The organism is Reyranella sp. (assembly GCF_965279625.1).
Taxonomy (GTDB): domain Bacteria; phylum Pseudomonadota; class Alphaproteobacteria; order Reyranellales; family Reyranellaceae; genus Reyranella.
The window spans coordinates 1291071-1308099 of sequence record NZ_OZ257251.1; the positions used below are offsets into that span (position 1 = coordinate 1291071).

At 66.2% G+C, this 17029-nt stretch carries 15 protein-coding genes; 10 read left to right on the top strand and 5 right to left on the bottom strand.

What is annotated here, in order from left to right:
• The first annotated feature begins 173 nt into the window (after positions 1-173).
• Positions 174-1121: an AroM family protein gene (locus ACQY78_RS06235; protein WP_428683761.1), complete on the top strand. Its 948-nt coding sequence runs from the start codon at positions 174-176 to the stop codon at positions 1119-1121.
• Positions 1122-1137: 16 nt separating this feature from the next.
• On the opposite strand, the gene ACQY78_RS06240 is transcribed toward ACQY78_RS06235, so the two are convergent.
• Entirely contained in the window at positions 1138-1896 is a 759-nt protein-coding gene (locus tag ACQY78_RS06240) for a hypothetical protein (RefSeq protein ID WP_428683763.1), read from the bottom strand.
• Between the two features lie 138 nt (positions 1897-2034).
• On the opposite strand from ACQY78_RS06240, the gene ACQY78_RS06245 reads away from it, so the two are divergent.
• From ACQY78_RS06245 to ACQY78_RS06265, 5 genes are read left to right on the top strand one after another with little or no spacing between them, the layout of a single operon-like run.
• On the top strand, positions 2035-3111 hold the full coding sequence (locus ACQY78_RS06245) for an isopenicillin N synthase family dioxygenase (RefSeq protein WP_428683765.1): 1077 nt from the start codon (positions 2035-2037) through the stop codon (positions 3109-3111).
• A gap of 4 nt (positions 3112-3115) precedes the next feature.
• Positions 3116-4696 (top strand): ABC transporter substrate-binding protein, encoded by a 1581-nt coding sequence (locus ACQY78_RS06250; protein WP_428683767.1) that lies wholly within the window; start codon positions 3116-3118, stop codon positions 4694-4696.
• A gap of 22 nt (positions 4697-4718) precedes the next feature.
• Positions 4719-5990 (top strand): MFS transporter, encoded by a 1272-nt coding sequence (locus tag ACQY78_RS06255; protein ID WP_428683769.1) that lies wholly within the window; start codon positions 4719-4721, stop codon positions 5988-5990.
• Positions 5991-6025: 35 nt separating this feature from the next.
• Positions 6026-7282, top strand: a complete 1257-nt coding sequence (locus ACQY78_RS06260; RefSeq protein WP_428683771.1) for an MFS transporter — start codon at positions 6026-6028, stop codon at positions 7280-7282.
• On the top strand, positions 7279-8148 hold the full coding sequence (locus ACQY78_RS06265; RefSeq protein WP_428683773.1) for an amidohydrolase family protein: 870 nt from the start codon (positions 7279-7281) through the stop codon (positions 8146-8148). The genes ACQY78_RS06260 and ACQY78_RS06265 overlap by 4 nt, the downstream gene beginning before the upstream one ends.
• 70 nt (positions 8149-8218) lie before the next feature.
• Here ACQY78_RS06265 and ACQY78_RS06270 read toward each other — a convergent pair whose 3' ends face one another.
• Genes ACQY78_RS06270 through ACQY78_RS06280 form a run of 3 tightly spaced genes read right to left on the bottom strand, consistent with a single transcriptional unit; the run spans position 8219 to position 12303 of the window.
• Positions 8219-9292: a rhodanese-like domain-containing protein gene (locus ACQY78_RS06270; RefSeq protein ID WP_428683775.1), complete on the bottom strand. Its 1074-nt coding sequence runs from the start codon at positions 9290-9292 to the stop codon at positions 8219-8221.
• A gap of 14 nt (positions 9293-9306) precedes the next feature.
• Positions 9307-10257, bottom strand: a complete 951-nt coding sequence (locus ACQY78_RS06275) for an aldo/keto reductase (protein ID WP_428683777.1) — start codon at positions 10255-10257, stop codon at positions 9307-9309.
• Between the two features lie 18 nt (positions 10258-10275).
• On the bottom strand, positions 10276-12303 hold the full coding sequence (locus tag ACQY78_RS06280) for a mechanosensitive ion channel family protein (protein WP_428683779.1): 2028 nt from the start codon (positions 12301-12303) through the stop codon (positions 10276-10278).
• Between the two features lie 83 nt (positions 12304-12386).
• Between ACQY78_RS06280 and ACQY78_RS06285 the strand changes: the two genes are divergently transcribed.
• Positions 12387-14018, top strand: a complete 1632-nt coding sequence (locus ACQY78_RS06285; protein WP_428683781.1) for a 3-(methylthio)propionyl-CoA ligase — start codon at positions 12387-12389, stop codon at positions 14016-14018.
• A 114-nt stretch (positions 14019-14132) separates the two neighbouring features.
• Here the strand turns inward: ACQY78_RS06285 and ACQY78_RS06290 are convergent, their stop codons facing one another.
• Entirely contained in the window at positions 14133-14564 is a 432-nt protein-coding gene (locus ACQY78_RS06290; protein ID WP_428683782.1) for a DUF1772 domain-containing protein, read from the bottom strand.
• Positions 14565-14654: 90 nt separating this feature from the next.
• On the opposite strand from ACQY78_RS06290, the gene ACQY78_RS06295 reads away from it, so the two are divergent.
• Genes ACQY78_RS06295 through ACQY78_RS06305 form a run of 3 tightly spaced genes read left to right on the top strand, consistent with a single transcriptional unit; the run spans position 14655 to position 17004 of the window.
• Positions 14655-15641, top strand: a complete 987-nt coding sequence (locus ACQY78_RS06295) for an isopenicillin N synthase family dioxygenase (RefSeq protein ID WP_428683784.1) — start codon at positions 14655-14657, stop codon at positions 15639-15641.
• Positions 15638-16630, top strand: coding sequence for an isopenicillin N synthase family dioxygenase (locus ACQY78_RS06300; protein WP_428683786.1), 993 nt, complete (start codon positions 15638-15640; stop codon positions 16628-16630). The genes ACQY78_RS06295 and ACQY78_RS06300 overlap by 4 nt, the downstream gene beginning before the upstream one ends.
• The gene (locus tag ACQY78_RS06305; protein ID WP_428683788.1) at positions 16627-17004 is read left to right on the top strand and encodes a glyoxalase superfamily protein; all 378 of its coding nucleotides are present in this window, start codon (positions 16627-16629) and stop codon (positions 17002-17004) included. The genes ACQY78_RS06300 and ACQY78_RS06305 overlap by 4 nt, the downstream gene beginning before the upstream one ends.
• The last annotated feature ends 25 nt before the right edge of the window (positions 17005-17029 follow it).

The following is a 17029-nucleotide window of genomic DNA, read 5'->3' on the forward strand; positions in this document are numbered from 1 at the left end:
GGGTCAGACGAGGTCCGCCGGAGCCAGGCCTTGCAAGATCGGGACCATCGACGCAGCGTGTCTCTTCGCGTGATGAGTTCCAGTCCGCATGACATCCTGCCCCGTATTCAGGCATGTCTACGGATCGAGCAGTCAGTCATCAATACGTGCGAGCACGTATGAGGAGAACGCAGGTGGGGACCAGGCGCACGCCGCGCATTGCCGTAATCACGATGGGCCACGCGCCGCGTCCCGACGTGATGCAGGAAATCGCCCCCCTGCTCGGCGACGCCGAGTACGACGAGTTTGGCGCCCTCGACAACGTTCCGGAGTCGATGATCGCGAGCATGGCGCCGCGCGGCGACGAGCTGAGCTACCTGACGCAGCTGCGCGACGGCCGGCACGTCATCGTCGAAGCCGGATTCGTGACCAACCGCACTGAGGTGCTGGTCGCGGAACTCGACGGCCGCACTTACGATCTTCTCATTCTGGCGATGACCGGCATGCGGGCGCGGCTTTCGACACGGACGCCGCTCATCCACGGCCAGGACGCGCTCGATGCCTGGATTTCCGCGCTGGTCGCCAGCAACTCTCGGATCGGCATCATATTCCCGCTGGCAAGCCAGCAGTCGGCCGCGAGCGAGAGCGACTATGGCACCATGCTGAAGAGCTCTCTGGCGACCATCGGCGGCAGCCAGAGTTCCGATCTCACGCAGGCCATCGACCGCGTGTCCGGGGCGGACCTGATCGTGATGAATTCGGTCGGCTATACCGGCGAGATGGCGCAGCAGGTCTCGCGCACCAGCGGCAAGCCGGTCGTCACCGCCTGCCGCATCATCGGCAGCACGGCGCGCCTGCGCCTGTCAGAGATCGCCGGCAAGCCGCTCGATCTCCCCAGCACGACCTATACCGGCACCGAATTGTTGCGACGACTTCCGCAGGCCGCCCTCGAGACGCTCACACGACGCGAGACGGAAGTCCTGGTCCAGGTGCTGGAGGGCGCGGCCAACAAGTTCATCGCGCGAGCGCTGGGCATCAGCCACCGCACCGTCGAGATCCACCGCGCCCGCGCGATGCTGAAGTTGGGCGCGACGTCGACCCCGGAACTCATCCGGCGTGCGTTGAGGCAACCGGAACGCTGAGGTTTAGCGGCGGACCTCAAGGCGCGAGCGGCAGCAGGGCGGCACGGATCGGCGCGCTCGAGATCTGCATGAGGCCGGAAAACGGCTCGACCATCTCGATGATCAGGAACAGGGCCGCCGACGCCGAAAGGGCGACCAGCACGAGCGCCACGGCCGATGTCGGATTCACCGGCGAGAACAGGCAATAGCTGGCGAACAGCACGGTGAGCCAGAAAATCAGGACGATGAGGGTCGGCACGGGCAACCCGGACGTCGACTGTTCGAACAGAGCGAGCCTGGCCTGCGAAGTCGAAACCGTCAGCTGCAGGGCCTCCGCGACGAGAGCCGATTTCACCGGGGTTCCGGTTGGTAGGGCGTGGAGGCCGGCATAGAGCCTCGACGCCAGCGTCCCGCTCCCATACAGCCCGGCACTATCCCTCGACACCTTGTCGCCCCAGATCCTGTCGATCATCTGGCCGACGGCTTCCCTCAGCAGCACGCGGGTCGGCTTCGCTTCAGGACCGTATTGATCGAGCACCGCGTCGAGCAGGATGAGGTTGGCGGCAATCTGCCGGATTTCGCCGCGCTGGGCCTCGTAGCTGCTGCTCGCCGAGTTGATCAGGAGGCCGAGGACGAGGGCCGCGATCGTGCCCACCAGGCCGGCCCCCAGTCGGACGATGTCGCGGGCATGGTCGTTGAGATGTTGGTCCGGCAACAAGCGGCGCAGCGATGCACCGATGAGCGCGCCGAGGAGCATGACCCCGCAAGCCGCGAGCGAGATCCAGATGGGCTGCACGAAATCGACCTTTCCTGGGACCGCACGGTAGGGGCGGCCTCCAGAATTCTAGCACTCCTGCGAAACGGACACGGCTTGCTTTTTGCAGGGCCTCGGGCGTGCGTGTTAGCGTTCGCGTATCGCTTTCGGAGGTCGTCGATGCAGCCATCCATCCAGCCCGTGAAGGGGCAGCCCGTCGCTCCTCCCCTGATCGGCGGCGAGATTCCGCTGATCGACGTCGCGGAGTATCTCGCGGGTGTGCCGGGCGCCGCCGAAAAAGCCGCCGCCGAGCTGCGCTACGCCTTCGAGAATGTCGGCTTCTACTATCTTGCGGGCCACGGCGTGCCGCAGACGCTGATCGACGCCACCTACGAAGCGGCGGCTCGCTTCCATGCCCAGCCGATGGAGGCCAAGCTCGCGGTCAAGGTCGACGAGCACAATATCGGCTACATGCCGATCGCCCAGAAGGCGCCGCCCAATGCGGCCGCGCAGGGCAAGAAGCCCAGCCAGAACGAGGCCTATTTCCTGCGCCGCGAGCGCGACGCCAGCGACCCGGACGTGATCTCGGGCCGCCGCTTCCATGCGCCGAACAAGTGGCCGGCCGACCTGCCCGGCTTCCGCGAGACAACGCTGGAATACATCGCGACGCTGGAGAAGCTCTGCCAGAAGCTGGTGAAGCTCTACGCGCTGGCGCTCGATCTCCCCGAGACGTACTTCGATGCGTGCTTCGCCAAGCCGCACATGATCCTGCGCATGTCGCGCTATCCCCAGATCGACGGCGCCGACGAGAGCGTAGAGAGCCTGGTGCCGCACACCGACTCCGGCTTCATGACCCTGCTGCCGCCCAACAAGGTGCAGGGCCTGTCGATCCTGCTGCCCGACGGCCGCTGGATGGACGCGCCCGGCCTCGAGAACGCCTTCGTCGTGAACGGCGGCGACATCCTCTATCGCTGGAGCAACGAGCGGTTCCTCTCGACGCCGCACCGCGTGCGCAACGTCTCGGGCCAGCTCCGCTACGCCATCCCCTTCTTCTGCGATCCCGACCACGACACGATGATCGAGTGCCTGCCGTCCTGCCAGTCGGCCGGGAAGCCGGCCAAGTATCCGCCAATCAAGTTCGGCGACTATGCGCTGTGGTTCGCCGCCCAGCGCTACGGCCACATGTCCAAGGTCCAGGCGCCCTCCGAGGCCGAGATCGCGCCGGGCGAGCGCGCCACCTCACGCTGGCAGGCCTGAACCGATGCTCTTTCGTAACCTGCTGGCGGCGGGCTCCACCGCCGCGCTTCTGCTCGCCTCGCCCGTTTTCGCCCAGACCAAGACCATCAAGGCGGTGATGCATTCGGACCTCAAGGTCCTCGACCCGATCTGGACGACCGCCAATATCGTGCGCAACCACGGCTACATGGTGTGGGACACGCTGTTCGCGATGGACGAGAAGCTGCAGCCGCAGCCCCAGATGGTCGACACCTGGACCCTGAGCGACGACAAGCTCACCTACACGTTCACCCTGCGCGACGGACTCAAGTGGCACGACGGCAAGCCCGTCACGGCCGAGGACTGCATCGCCTCGCTGAAGCGCTGGGGTGCGCGCGATTCGACCGGCGTGAAGCTGCTGAGCTTCGTGTCCTCCTTCGAACCGGTGAACGACAAGACCTTCAGGATCGTGCTGAAGGAGCCCTACGGCCTGGTCATCGATTCGCTGGCCAAGCCGGGCGGCTCGACCCCGCTGATGATGCCCAAGCGCATCGCCGACACCGATCCCGCCAAGCAGATCTCCGAGTTCGTCGGCTCCGGCCCCTTCATCTTCAAGGCCGACGAGTGGAAGCCCGGCGACAAGACCGTCTATGTAAAGAACCCCGACTACAAGCCGCGCGCCGAACCCGCCTCCGGTCTGGCCGGCGGCAAGGTCGCCAAGGTCGATCGCGTGGAATGGCTGGCCATCCCCGACCACCAGACAGCGGTGAACGCGCTGCTGGCCGGCGAGATCGACTATATCGAGGCGCCGCCGCACGACCTGAAATCGCTGCTGCTGGCCGACAAGAATGTCAGGCTCGAGGTCTACAACAAGATCGGCGCGCAGTACGTCTTCCGCTGGAACACCGTCGTCCCGCCCTTCGACAACGAGAAGGTACGACGCGCCGCGGAATACGCCTTCGACCAGAAGGCCTTCCTTCAGGGCGTGATCGGCGACGAGAAGTATTACCAGACCTGCGACGCCATGTTCGTCTGCGGCACGCCGCTCGAAAGCAATGCCGGGATGGACGGATTGGTACGCGGCAACTTCGCCAGGTCGAAGGAGCTGCTCAAGGAGGCGGGCTATGACGGCACGCCGATCGTGATGCTGCACACCACCGACATCGCGGTGCTGACCAATGCCGGCCCGATCGCCAAGGACCTGCTCGAGAAGGGCGGCTTCAAGGTTCAGATGGTGCCGCTCGACTTTCAGGCCATCGTCGCACGCCGCCTGCGCAAGACGCCGCCGCAGGATGGCGGCTGGAACGGCTTCATGACGTCGTGGCTGTCGGTCGACATGATGAACCCTCTGACCAACAGCATGCTCACCGCCTCGTGCGACAAGGCCAACTTCGGCTGGCCCTGCGACGCCGAGGTCGAGCGGCTGCGCGACGCCTTTGCACGGGCACCCGATCTCGAGAGCCGCAAGAAGATCGCCGCCGACCTGCAGGCGCGCGCCATCACCTATGGCACTCACGTTCCGCTCGGCCAGTATACGTTGCCGACGGCGACGCGCTCGGACCGTCTGAGCGGTGTCGTGACGAGTCCCATTCCGGTATTCTGGAACATAGAGAAGAAGGGCAACTAACGCCGATTGCACCGGGTCGACGATGTTTTCCGAGAAGACCCGAATCGTCGGCGCCAGTGCCATCGGCAACGTCCTCGAATGGTTCGATTTCGCGATCTACGGCTATTTCGCGATCACCATCGGCCAGGCCTTCTTTCCGCATCAGGATCCGGTGGCGCAGCTGCTGTCGACCTTCGGCGTGTTCGCCATCGGCTGCCTGATGCGACCGCTGGGCAGCCTTCTGTCGGGCAGCATCGGCGACCGTTTCGGCCGGCGCGCCGCGCTCACCGTTTCGATGACGGCGATGGCCTTCTCGACCTTTCTCGTTGGAATCCTGCCGGGCTACGCGTCCCTGGGAATGGCGGCTCCCCTGCTCCTGACGCTCCTGCGCATGGTGCAAGGCCTGTCGCTCGGCGGCGAGTGCCCGACCGCCTTCATCTTCATGATCGAGCATGCGGGCGCGCGCAGGCGTGGCCTGGCCGGCGCGATGGCGACCGGCGGCGGCGCGGCCGGCCTCCTCCTCGGATCTGCCTCCGGCGCGCTCCTCACCGCCGTGATGCCGCCGGAGTTTCTGCAGGACTGGGGCTGGAGACTGCCGTTCCTGCTCGGCCTTCCGGTCGGGTTGATGGGCCTCTGGCTGCGACGGGGTGTACCCGAGCCACCGAGGGAAGCCGGTGGCGTGGCGGCCCCGGTGCGGGAGGTATTCAACCACCATCTCTGGCTGTTGGCGCGCCTGGCGTGCATGGCTTCGCTGGGCGCCGTGACGTTCTTCATCGTCTTCCTTTATCTGGTGAGCTGGCTGCAGTTGGTCGATGGCGTCTCGCCGGTGCGCGCCCTGGGCTTCAGCTCGATTGCCATGGCCGCGGCTCTCCCGATCTACCTTTCCGCAGGCTGGTTGAGTGACCGGATCGGCCGGCGGAAGCTGCTCCTCGGCGCGATGGCGGGGGCCCTGGTGGGCGCAGTGCCGCTGTTCTGGCTCATGCACCACGCCGATCCCGTCCTGGTCCTCGCCGGAGAACTGGGCTTCGTTCTGATCATCGGCACCGTATTCGGCATCGAACCTGCCTTCATGGTGGAAGCGACCCCCGCTCCGATCCGCTGCACGGCGGTCGCACTGGCCTTCAATCTCCCGGCAGGCATCCTGGGCGGGCTCGCGCCGCTCGCGGCGACCTGGCTGATCCATCGAACGGGCAACGACCTCAGCCCCGCCTTCCTCGTCATGGCGGCGGCGGCGGTTTCCCTGGTCGCCACGGCTTCGTTTCGTGACAGGACCGGGATGCCCGACGGCCAGCCTGCGGACGCTTCGAAGAGGTGATGCCTGCCGCTCATCTCGTGGCATAGTTCGGCGAGATGAACCCTACCAGCACTCGCCGCATCGTTGCGGCCGGCACCATCGGCAACCTGCTCGAATGGTACGATTTCGCGATCTATGGCTATTTCGCCGCCACCATCGGACGTGTCTTCTTCCCCGCCGAGAATCCAGTGGCGCAGGTCCTGGCCGCCTTCGGCATCTTCGCGCTGGGCTATCTGATGCGCCCGCTGGGCGGCATCGTGGTCGGCCATATCGGCGACCGGCTCGGAAGACGTGCCGCCCTCACCTTCTCGATTGCCGCCATGGCACTCCCGACCTTCCTCGTGGGCCTGCTGCCGGGCTACGAGACGATCGGCATGGCGGCGCCCATCCTGCTCACGCTGCTGCGCATGATCCAGGGCCTGTCGGTCGGCGGCGAGGCCACCACCGCAATGGTCTTCCTGGTCGAACAGGCCCCGCCCGGACGCCGCGGCCTGGTCGGCAGCTTCTGCTCGCTGGCCGCCACCGGCGGCTTTCTCCTGGGCTCGGGGATCGGCGCGGCCTTCGCCGCGCTCCTGTCGCCAGAGGCGCTTGCCGCCTGGGGCTGGCGCGTGCCGTTCCTGCTCGGTCTGCTGCTGGGCATCGTCGGCTGGTGGATCCGCAAGGTCCTCGTCGACGAGGCGCCGCCGAAGTCGGGCCACGGGTCGCCCCTGATCGAGACCTTGCGTCACCATGGCCGCGCCGTGATGCGCGTGGCCGGCATCACGGTCTTCAATGCCGTCGGCTTCTACCTGATGTTCCTCTACGTTGTGACCTGGCTTCAGACCGTCGATGGCATCGCCCCGGCGCGCGCTCTTGAGATCAATACCGTCAGCATGGTCTTCCTGCTCCCGGTAATGCTCCTGTCCGGCTGGCTGTCGGACCGTCTGGGCCGCCGCCCGCTGATGTTTGCCGCCATGGTCCTGGGCTTCGTCGGCGCGCTGCCGCTCCTGTGGCTGATGCATCACCCCGATCCGAGGCTGATCCTGCTAGGACAGCTCGCTCTGGTGGTGCCGGCCGGCATGGGCCTCGGCATCATCCCGTCCCTGCTGACCGAGGCGGTGGCTGGCCGTGTCCGCTGCACCGCCATCTCGCTGGGCTACAACATCGCCTTCGGCGTGATCGGCGGGCTGACGCCGCTCACCGCCGCCTGGCTGATCGCCCGCACCGAGATGGACCTGAGCCCGGCCTGGCTGTTCATGGGTGCCGCCGCCATTTCCATCGCCACCCTCCTCACCTTCCGCGAGACGTCGCGCGACGCGACGCTGCCGCCGTGAAGATCACGCGTCGCGCGCTGGCGCCGATCGCGCTCGCGGCAGCCACGCACCCGGCCCGGGCGGCGCTTCCTCCCTGGATGGACGCGCACACCCACGCCTTCGTGCGCGGACTGAAGCTTGCCGTCGATGCGCGCTACGCGCCGAACTACGACGCGTCCTGGGAGACATTGCTGAAGCTGGCCGAGGCCAACGGCGTCGGCCGTACGGTGCTGCTGCAGCCGTCATTCCTGGGCTACGACAATTCTTATCTGTTCGGTGCCCTGAAGGCCGAGCCGCAGCGTTTCCGCGGCGTGCCGTGGATTTCGCCCTCGGTCGAGACACGCCCCGAAGACTGGGAGGAGATGGCGCGGATCGGCGTGCGAGGCCTGCGCTTCCCGATCTTCGGCCTGCCGACGCCGCAATGGTCCGCCTATCACGAGATGCTGGGCGAGGCGCTGAAGCGGGACTGGCCGATCCACCTCTATGTCGAGAGCAGGCGCCTGCCCGAGATGCTGCCGTTCCTGCTCGACGGCGGCCACAAGGTCGTCATCCCCCACTACGGCCTGTTCGATCGCACGCTGGGACCCGCGCGCGATCCCGGCTTCAAGGTCCTGCTGGAGAGTGCGAAAACCGGCCGCGTCTTCGTCGTGATGTGCGGCGCCTATCGTGTCGGCCCGGAGCGCGCGCGGATGGCGGCCCCGATGCTGCTCGATGCCTTCGACCCGGAACGCCTGATGTGGGGCAGCGACTGGCCGCACACGGATACCGACCTCAACCGCGTCACGACCTATCCGATCACGCTCAGGACGTTCGAGGACTGGGTGCCGAACGAGACGGCACGGCGCGCCATCCTGATCGACACGCCGTCGCAGCTTTACGGTTTTTAGGACCTAGCGGAGCGACCGAAGTACTACGTGGCTAACGCCAGATCCTTCGCTTCGCTCAGGATGACATGGGCTACGCCGACCCACCCTCGACCGCGCGGCCTTCGGCACGCCAGCGCAGCATGCCGCCCGGCAGGTTCGCGACGTCGGTGACGCCCGCTTTCTGCAGGATCGCGGTGGCATGGGCGGAGCGGCTACCGGCGCGACAGACCGCGACGACCGGCTTGTCCTTCGACAAGTCCTTCGCACGCGCCGCCAGCTCGCCCAGGGGAACGAGCGTCGCGCCCCGGATATGTCCGAGAGGGCCTGAGAACTCGGCCGGTTCGCGCACATCCACGACCTGCACCTTCGCCAGATTCTCCTCGAGCCAGTGCGGCTCGACTTCCCAGACTCCGCCGAAGGTGAAGCGCAGCGGGGCCCAACAGGGCTCGGCCGGCAGTCCGGCGCCGTTGCCGGGCTGGCCGCACCGCAGATTGGCCGGCACCGCCTCGTCGATCTTCTTCGGATGCGGCAGGTCGAGGTTCTTCATGTAGCCGACATAGTCGGTCTCGCCGACTTCGCCGCCCAGTCGCGGGTTGAACCTCTTCTCCTCGGCGACGCTGCTCACCGTGAGGCCTCGGTAATCGTGCGCGGGATAGAGCAGGCAGCTCTCGGGCAGCGCGAAGATTCGCGAGCGGACGGAGCGATAGAGAGCGCGTGGATCGCCCTGCTGGAAGTCGGTGCGCCCCGAGCCGCGGATCAGAATGCAGTCGCCGGTGAAGGCCATGCTCTCATCGTCCAGCACGTAGGTGACGCAGCCCGAGGTGTGGCCCGGCGTGGCCCGGACCTCCAGGGAACGACGGCCGAACTCGATGCGGTCGCCGTCCTGCAGCAGCCGGTCGGCCCCCGCCGCGCCCGACGCCGCCGACAGCGCGATTTCGCTACCCAGCCGCTGCTTCAGCAGCCAGGCGCCGGTCACATGGTCGGCGTGGACATGGGTATCCAGCGTCGAGACGAGTGTGAGGCCTAGTTCGCCGATCAGCGCTGCGTCGCGCCGCGCCTGCTCGAATACCGGATCGATCAGCAGCGCCTCTTTCGAGACGCTGCAGCCGAGCAGATAGGTGTAGGTCGACGAGGTCGGGTCGAAGAGCTGGCGAAAGACAAACATAGGGCCCTCCCGTCTCAGGCCGGTGCACTGGCCTTGTCGAGGGCGGCGACCGACTCGGGATCGAGCTCGAGGGTCGTCGAGTTGAGCACGTCGTCGAGCTGCTTGAGACTCGTTGCGCTGACGATCGGCGCGGTGATCGCCTTGCGCTGCAGCAGCCAGGCGAGCGCCACCTGCGCCAGCGTGGCACCGTTGCTCTTGGCGGCGTCGTCGAGCGCCTTCAGGACGGCCGTGCCCTTGGGATTGATGTACTTCTTCACGCCCGCGCCGCGCTGGGCGCTGCCGACATCGGCTTCGGAGCGGTACTTGCCCGTCAGGAAGCCGCTGGCCAGCGAGTAGTACGGGATCACGCCGATCCCCTCCTTCAGGCACTCGTCCTCCAGCGCGCCCTCGAACAGGCCGCGCTCCATCAGATTATAATGCGGCTGCAGGCTCTCGTAGCGCGGCAGGCCCTTTTCCTTGGCGATCTTCGCGGCCTCGGCAAGGCGCGGCGCGTCGAAGTTGGAGGCGCCGATGAACCGGATCTTGCCGGCCTTCACGAGCTCGCCGTAAGTCGAGAGAGTCTCCTCCTGGGGCGTGTCCTTGTCGTCCTTGTGCGACTGGAAGAGATCGATGCGGTCCGTGTTGAGCCGCTTCAGCGAGGCGTCGACCGACTCCTTGATGTTCTTGGCAGAAAGCGCGCCGCTCGGCAGGCCCATGCCGCATTTGGTGGCGAGCACGATCTTCTCCCGCTTGGACGGGTCCTTCTTGAGCCAGGTGCCAATCACCGTTTCGCTCTCGCCGCCCTTGTTGCCCGGGAACCAGCGCGAATAGACGTCGGCGGTGTCGACGAAGGAGAAGCCGGCATCGACGAAGGCGTCGAGAAGCTTGTGCGAGGTCGCCTCGTCGGCGGTCCAGCCGAAGACATTGCCGCCGAAGGCGATGGGAACAAATTCCAGGTCGGACTTTCCGAGTTTGCGCTTCTGCATCTGTCTCTCCTCTGGGTTCTATTCCGCAGCCTGGGGCGGCGCCTCGGCGGCCGTCGCAGCCTTGGAGGTCGGCTCGGCTGCCTGTGGCGGTGCGCCCGGCGTTGCTGGCAGCGGAAATGGATAATTGTTGCCGGTGGCGAACTGAATGCCAAGCGCCGGGAACTGCTCGTACATGCGCCGGATCACCATGCGCTGGACCAGGGTCGGGTTCTTCGGGCGCGCCATGAACTTGAAGCGCACGATCAGAGAATTGTCCTTGATGTCGACGACACCCTGCATCTTGGGCGGATCCAGCAGGATCGGCTTGTAGGCTGGCTCCTCCATCATCGCGAGGCCGATCTTCTTCACCGTCTTGCGCAGAAGCTCGATGTCGGTGCCGTTGGCGAAGGCGATGTTGAACTTCACCACCGTCCAGTCGCGGCTGAAGTTGGTGATGTAACCGACCTGGCCGAACGGCACGATGTGGAGTTGGCCGTTCTGGTGGCGCAGCTTCAGCGAGCGCACGCTAAAGTCCTCGACCGTGCCCTTGACCTTGCTGCAGTCGACATACTCGCCGATGCGGAAGGCATCCTCGGCCAGAAAGAAGATACCCGACACGATATCGCGGACCAGCGACTGGCTGCCAAAGGAGACGGCGAGGCCGAACACCGAGGCGCCGGCGATCAGCGGCGTGATGTTGACACCGAGCTCCGACAGAACCAGCAGACCGCCGACGACGGCAATGGTGGAGGCGGCGACGACGCGCAGCAGCGGCATCAGGGTGCGCAGGCGAGAGGCGGCGACCTGGACCTCCTCCTCGGAATCGCCCGATACGTCCGCCGAGGGCAGCGGATTGGAGGCGATGTAGGAGTCCATGCGGTACTTCAGAAACCGCCAGCCGGCGTAGATCGCCACCGCACTGATCGCCGCCATCTTGGCCCCGCGATCTTGCGCCACCCATTCTTCGGCGGTCGCCGCGGCCAGGACGCGGACCATCACGGCCTCGGCGATCAGGATCGCAACATAGAGGCGCACGAGCAGGCGCAGGCAGTCGGCCACCACGTCGCCCGCCATCGGCAGTTCGGAGACGATGTGCCTTGTGATGCGGTGCATCAGCGTCTCGAACAGCAGCAACGCGATCAGGGCCGATTCGATGGTCGACATGCCGCGCGCCGCGGTGCCGCTCTCCGTCAGGGCAGCGTAGACCGAGGCGACGCCCAGCAGCGCGTAGAAGAACAGGCCGCCCATCCACCAGTTGCGCGCCGCATCGAGCTTGAGTTCGCGGCTGAAGCCGGTCGGGGGCACCATGGCCGTCAACCAGGCCGCCATGTCGAAACGCCAGCGCCAGACGATGACGAGCAACAGTACCGAGATGAGCGGTACGTAGAGGATGATGGCGGCACTCGTCATTTCGCGGTTTGCGCCCGTCGCCTCGAGCGCGCGCGCCGCGAGACTGCCCACCAACGGCAGCAGAATCACGAGGTCCAGCGCGGCCAGCAGGCGGCGCGCCGTACCGTCGTCGACTGGTGCGATCCGGCCCTCCGGCAGGTGCGGGCGCAGGAACGCGCGGAACACCAGGTTGAAGGCGCGCCAGTAGACGAGTGTGTGGAGCACCATCTGGCCGAGCTTGGCGCCCAGGCTGTCGGACGGGCCGAGCTGGCCCAGCACCAGCCTGCCGGCAACGGCCAGCGCCACCAGCGCCAGCGCGTCGAGCAGCAGGGCGCGAAAGAAGGCACGCAATGGCGTCTTGCTCGCCAGACGGTCGAAGGCGCGGACCCGGGCGCGGCTCAGGATCTGGCGGGCGATGGCTTCGGCCACGAGGCCGGCGACGACGATTCCGGCGAGAAAGAGCGCCGTCATGCCGCCGATCGCCTGCGGCAGGCCCAGGAGATGCGTGCCGAGTGCAGGAAGCTGGGCGACCGTGAATTCGAACCGTTCGGTCAGCAGCAACAGGAAACCGGCCGCGGCGGTGTGGCCCCCCGTCACCGTCTGGGCGATCGCCGGAAACGCCCAGGTGGCGGCGAACGCACCCATCGTCAAGGCGCCGCCACAGCTTGACCGTTTCATCGATTCTCCCCCAAAGGATGTCTTCCCGAACCTAAGGCAATTGGCGCCCAGCCGCCAGACGACACGACAGGAGAGACGCCCCGATGCTCGGCCTCATGCAGGATCGCCCGCTTCTGATTTCGCAGCTCATCGAGCATGCCGCCCTCAACCACGGCGACACCGAGATCGTCTCACGCACCGTGGAAGGCCCGATCCACCGTTACACCTACCGCGATGCGAACAAGCGCGCGAAGAAGGTCGCCGAAGCCCTGCTCGGCCTCGGCATCAAGGTCGGCGACCGCATCGGAACCCTGGCCTGGAATGGCTACCGGCACTTCGAGCTCTACTACGGCATCTCCGGCATGGGCGCGGTCTGCCACACGATCAACCCGCGGCTCTTCCCCGAGCAGATCGTCTACATCGTCAACCACGCCGACGATCAGCTCCTCTTCGTCGACCTCAACCTGCTCCCGGCCGTCGAGAAGCTGCTGCCGCAGATGAAGGGCGTGCGCCACGTCGTGGCGATGACCGACCGCGCCCATCTCCCCAAGGACTGCAACATCCCCAACCTGCTGGTCTACGAGGAGCTGATCGCCGACAAGCCCGGCACCTACGAATGGCCGGAGTTCGACGAGCGCACCGCCTCCTCGCTCTGCTACACGTCGGGCACGACGGGCAATCCCAAGGGTGTGCTCTATCACCATCGCTCGACGATCCTGCACGCCTACGGCGCGGCGCTGCCCGACACGCTGAACCTCTCGGCCCGTTCGGTCGTGCTGCCGGTGGTCCCGATGTTCCACGTCAACGCCTGGGGCCTGCCCTATTCGGCGGCCCTGGTCGGCGCCAAGCTCGTCTTCCCCGGTGTCGCCCTCGACGGCGCCAGCCTGCACGAACTGTTTGAGAAGGAGCGCGTCACCTTCACCGCCGGCGTGCCGACCGTGTGGCTCGCGCTGCTGAACCACATGAAGGCCAACAAGCTCAAGCTCTCGACCGTGAAGTACGCCGTGATCGGCGGCTCGGCCGCCCCGCCCGCGATGATCGAGACCTTCGACAAGGAGTTCGGGGTCGAGGTGCTGCATGCCTGGGGCATGAGCGAGATGAGCCCGCTGGGCACGGTCAATCATCCCAAGGAAAAGCATCTCGACTTCTCGCCGGCGGACCTCCTGGAAGTCCGCCTCAAGCAGGGCCGCCCGCCCTACGGCGTCGAGATGATGATCGTCGACGATGCCGGCAACGAACTGCCGCGCGACGGCAAGGCGTTCGGCGACCTGCTGGTGCGCGGCCCCTGGATCACCTCGGGCTACTTCAAGGGTGAAGGCGGCGAGGTGCTTCGCGAAGGCGGCTGGTTCGCCACCGGCGACGTCGCCACCATCGATCCCGACGGCTACATGCAGATCACCGACCGTTCCAAGGACGTGATCAAGTCCGGCGGCGAGTGGATCAGCTCGATCGACCTCGAGAACGCCGCCATGGCGCATCCCGGCGTCGCCGAGGCGGCGGTGATCGGCGTCGCGCACCCGAAGTGGGACGAGCGCCCGCTGCTGATCGTGCACAAGAAGCCCGACGCCCAGATCGACAAGCAGGAACTGGTCGAGTTCCTCGCGACCAAGGTCGCCAAATGGTGGCTGCCCGACGACGTGCAGTTCGTCGAGGCGATCCCCCACACCGCCACCGGCAAGATCCTGAAGACCCGCCTGCGCGAGGACTTCAAGGACTACAAGCTGCCGACGGCTTAATTGTCGTCCTGAGCGGAGCGAAGGACCTGGCGGAGCGACCGAAGAACTCCCTGGCGCGCGTGAGATCCTTCGCTTCGCTCAGGATGACATGATTTATCAGGCTCGCGCCGAATCTCAGCTCAACGCCGCCCACAGAAACAGCAAGGTGGCGCCGACGCCGAGCATCGTCCGCTTGACGTGCAGCTTGCCCCAGCGGCGCAGCAGCGTGTGGCTGTCCTCGCCGGCATCGTCGAGTTCGATTGCCTTCAGCTCAGCGTTGACGGGCAGGATCATCAGGGCCGTATAGGCCCAGTTCGAGCCCAGCATGATCGCGCCGACGATCCAGAGTTCGTCGCGCGTCTGCCACCACGCCGCCATGCCCAGCACGAAGCCCAGGGCGGCAAGTGTGCCCTGCATGATCGCGCCGCGCTTGTAGGCGGGCTTCCACTGCTGGAGCTGTGCGCGATCGTCGAGTTCGGAGCGGGCCGGATGCTCGGCGAAGCTCACGTAGAAGGCCGCACCGGCAAAGAGCGACGCCGTCACCAGGGCCAGAATTCCGAAGATCATGACATTCCTTCCGTGCGCGCTGGACCGCGGCGCCGTGGGAGCATTATCGTCGGTTCCGGGCGAAATAGGGAGCCCGAGGAGGAGCAGACCGTGGCCACCGAAACGATTCCCGTCATCGACCTCGGCCCCTACCTCGCGGGCGAACCCGGCGCGATGGACCGCACGGCCAGGGAGCTGCGCTTCGCGCTCACCGAAATCGGCTTCTACTTCATCGTGAACCACGGCATCGCGCGCGAGAAGATCGCCGCCATGTTCGCCGAGGTGAAGCGCTTCCACGACCAGCCGGTCGAGAAGAAGCTCGAGCTGAAGCTCGACCAGCACAATACCGGCTACCTACCGATGCGGGGCAACACGCTGCGCACCTCGACCGTCCAGACGGGCACCAAGGCCAATCTCAACGAAGCCTTCTTCGTGAAGCGCGAGATGGCGACGGATCATCCCGACGTGCTGTCGGGCCGCCGCTTCCGCGGCCTCAACCGCTGGCCCGACCTGCCTGGCTTCCGCGACACCGTCCTCGACTATTGCAACGAGATGGAGCGGCTGGTGCAGAAGATGGTGCGGCTCTACGCCCGCGCCCTCGACCTGCCGGCCAACTATTTCGACACCGCATTCGCCGAGCCGATGTTCTCGATGCGCATGACGCACTATCCGCCGCAGGACGGTCCGGTGGACGACGAGTTTGGCCTGGCGCCGCACACCGACACCAGCTTCCTCACCCTCCTTGCCCCTAATGAAGTGCAGGGCCTGTCGATCCGCAGCCAGAGCGGCAGCTGGATCGACATGCCGGCGATCGACAATGCGTATGTCGTGAATGGCGGGCAGATGCTGCAGCGCTACACCAACGACCTGTTCCTCGCGACGCCGCACCGCGCCATCAACAAGACGGCCGGCGCACGCTATGCCCTCCCCTTCTTCTGCGACAGCGGCATCGACTGGCCGGTCGCCGCCGTACCGACCACGGTCGGCCCCGACAAGCCGCCAAAATATCCCACGACCTGGTACAGCGACTACATGACCTGGTACCTGAAGCGGAACTACGACGTGCTCAACACGGAGGCCCAGCAGGCTGCCGAATGACCCCGCGCGCCGACGCCATCCCCATCATCGACGTCGGCCCCTGTCTGGCGGGCGAACCTTGCGCAGTCGAGCGCGCCTCCCGGGAGCTGCGCGCTGCGCTGACTGAAATCGGTTTCTATTTCGTGGTCAATCACGGCGTGCCGCCGGATCTGATCCGCAACACTTTCCATCAGGCCGCACGGTTTCATGCCCTGCCGCTGGACCGCAAGATGGACGTCAGGATCGACAAGCATAATGTCGGCTACCTGCCGATGCGGGGCGACACGCTGCGCACCTCCACGGTCCAGACCGTAACCAAGCCCAATCTCAACGAAGCCTTCTTCGTCGCGCGCGATCTCCCGGCCGACCACCCCGACGTCCTGGCCGACCGGCGCTTCCGCAGCGCCAACCGGTGGCCGTCGGACCTCCCGGGCTTTCGCGAGGCCGTCGTCGCCTATTGCGACACCCTGGAGCGGCTGGTCGGCAGGCTGATGCCGCTCTATGCCCGCGCCCTCGGCCTGCCGCCGGCATATTTCGACGCGGCGTTCGCCGAGCCGCAATACAAGCTGCGCATGACGCATTATCCCAACCAGCCGGCCCTCGCCGACGACGAGTTCGGCATTGCGCCGCACACCGACACCAGCTTCCTCACCCTGTTGGCGCCCAACGATGTGCCCGGCCTGTCGATCCGCAGCCGGGACGGGCGCTGGATAGAGGCACCCGTCCTGCCCGACGCCTACCTCGTAAACGGCGGACAGTTGCTCCAGCGCTGGACCAACGATGTCTGCCTTGCCACGCCGCATCGCGCCGTCAATCGCAGCGGCGGCGAGCGCTATGCGCTGGCCTTCTTCTGCGACAACGCCATCGACTGGCCGATCGCCGCGGTGCCGACCACGGTGGGCCCCGACAGACCGCCGAAGTACGCGACGACCTGCTACACCGACTACATGGTCGAATATCAGAAGCGGACCTACGACCTGCTGAACTCCGACGCGAAGGCTGCTGAATGAGCGATGCGATGAAGCTTGGACCCGTCATTCCGATCCTGCGCATCTTCGATGTCGCCAAGGCCAAGGAATTCTACGTCGACTTCCTGGGCTTCACTTGGGATTGGGAGCATCGCTTCGACGACAATGCGCCGGTGTACGCGCAGATTTCCCGCGCCGGCGTCGTGCTCCATCTCACCGAGCATCACGGCGATGGTGCGCCGGGTGCGGCGATGATGATCCAGACCAAGGGCATCGTGGATCTCCATCGCGAGCTCACCGAGAAGAAGTATCGCTACGCGCGCCCGGGTCTCGAGGACCAACCGTGGGGTGCGCGCACGGTCACGGTGACCGACCCGTTCGCCAACAAGCTTACGTTCAGCGAACCAAACGACTAGACTTTCTGCGCCACCGGCAGAAAGC

What these genes read in the sequence shown, in the direction of transcription:
- ACQY78_RS06245 (WP_428683765.1), top strand. Translation starts at nt 2,035, where the DNA reads ATGCAGCCATCCATCCAGCCCGTGAAGGGGCAGCCCGTCGCTCCTCCC.
- ACQY78_RS06250 (WP_428683767.1), top strand. Translation starts at nt 3,116, where the DNA reads ATGCTCTTTCGTAACCTGCTGGCGGCGGGCTCCACCGCCGCGCTTCTG.
- ACQY78_RS06255 (WP_428683769.1), top strand. Translation starts at nt 4,719, where the DNA reads ATGTTTTCCGAGAAGACCCGAATCGTCGGCGCCAGTGCCATCGGCAAC.
- ACQY78_RS06260 (WP_428683771.1), top strand. Translation starts at nt 6,026, where the DNA reads ATGAACCCTACCAGCACTCGCCGCATCGTTGCGGCCGGCACCATCGGC.
- ACQY78_RS06270 (WP_428683775.1), bottom strand. Translation starts at nt 9,292, where the DNA reads ATGTTTGTCTTTCGCCAGCTCTTCGACCCGACCTCGTCGACCTACACC.
- ACQY78_RS06275 (WP_428683777.1), bottom strand. Translation starts at nt 10,257, where the DNA reads ATGCAGAAGCGCAAACTCGGAAAGTCCGACCTGGAATTTGTTCCCATC.
- ACQY78_RS06280 (WP_428683779.1), bottom strand. Translation starts at nt 12,303, where the DNA reads ATGAAACGGTCAAGCTGTGGCGGCGCCTTGACGATGGGTGCGTTCGCC.
- ACQY78_RS06285 (WP_428683781.1), top strand. Translation starts at nt 12,387, where the DNA reads ATGCTCGGCCTCATGCAGGATCGCCCGCTTCTGATTTCGCAGCTCATC.
- ACQY78_RS06290 (WP_428683782.1), bottom strand. Translation starts at nt 14,564, where the DNA reads ATGATCTTCGGAATTCTGGCCCTGGTGACGGCGTCGCTCTTTGCCGGT.
- ACQY78_RS06300 (WP_428683786.1), top strand. Translation starts at nt 15,638, where the DNA reads ATGACCCCGCGCGCCGACGCCATCCCCATCATCGACGTCGGCCCCTGT.
- ACQY78_RS06305 (WP_428683788.1), top strand. Translation starts at nt 16,627, where the DNA reads ATGAGCGATGCGATGAAGCTTGGACCCGTCATTCCGATCCTGCGCATC.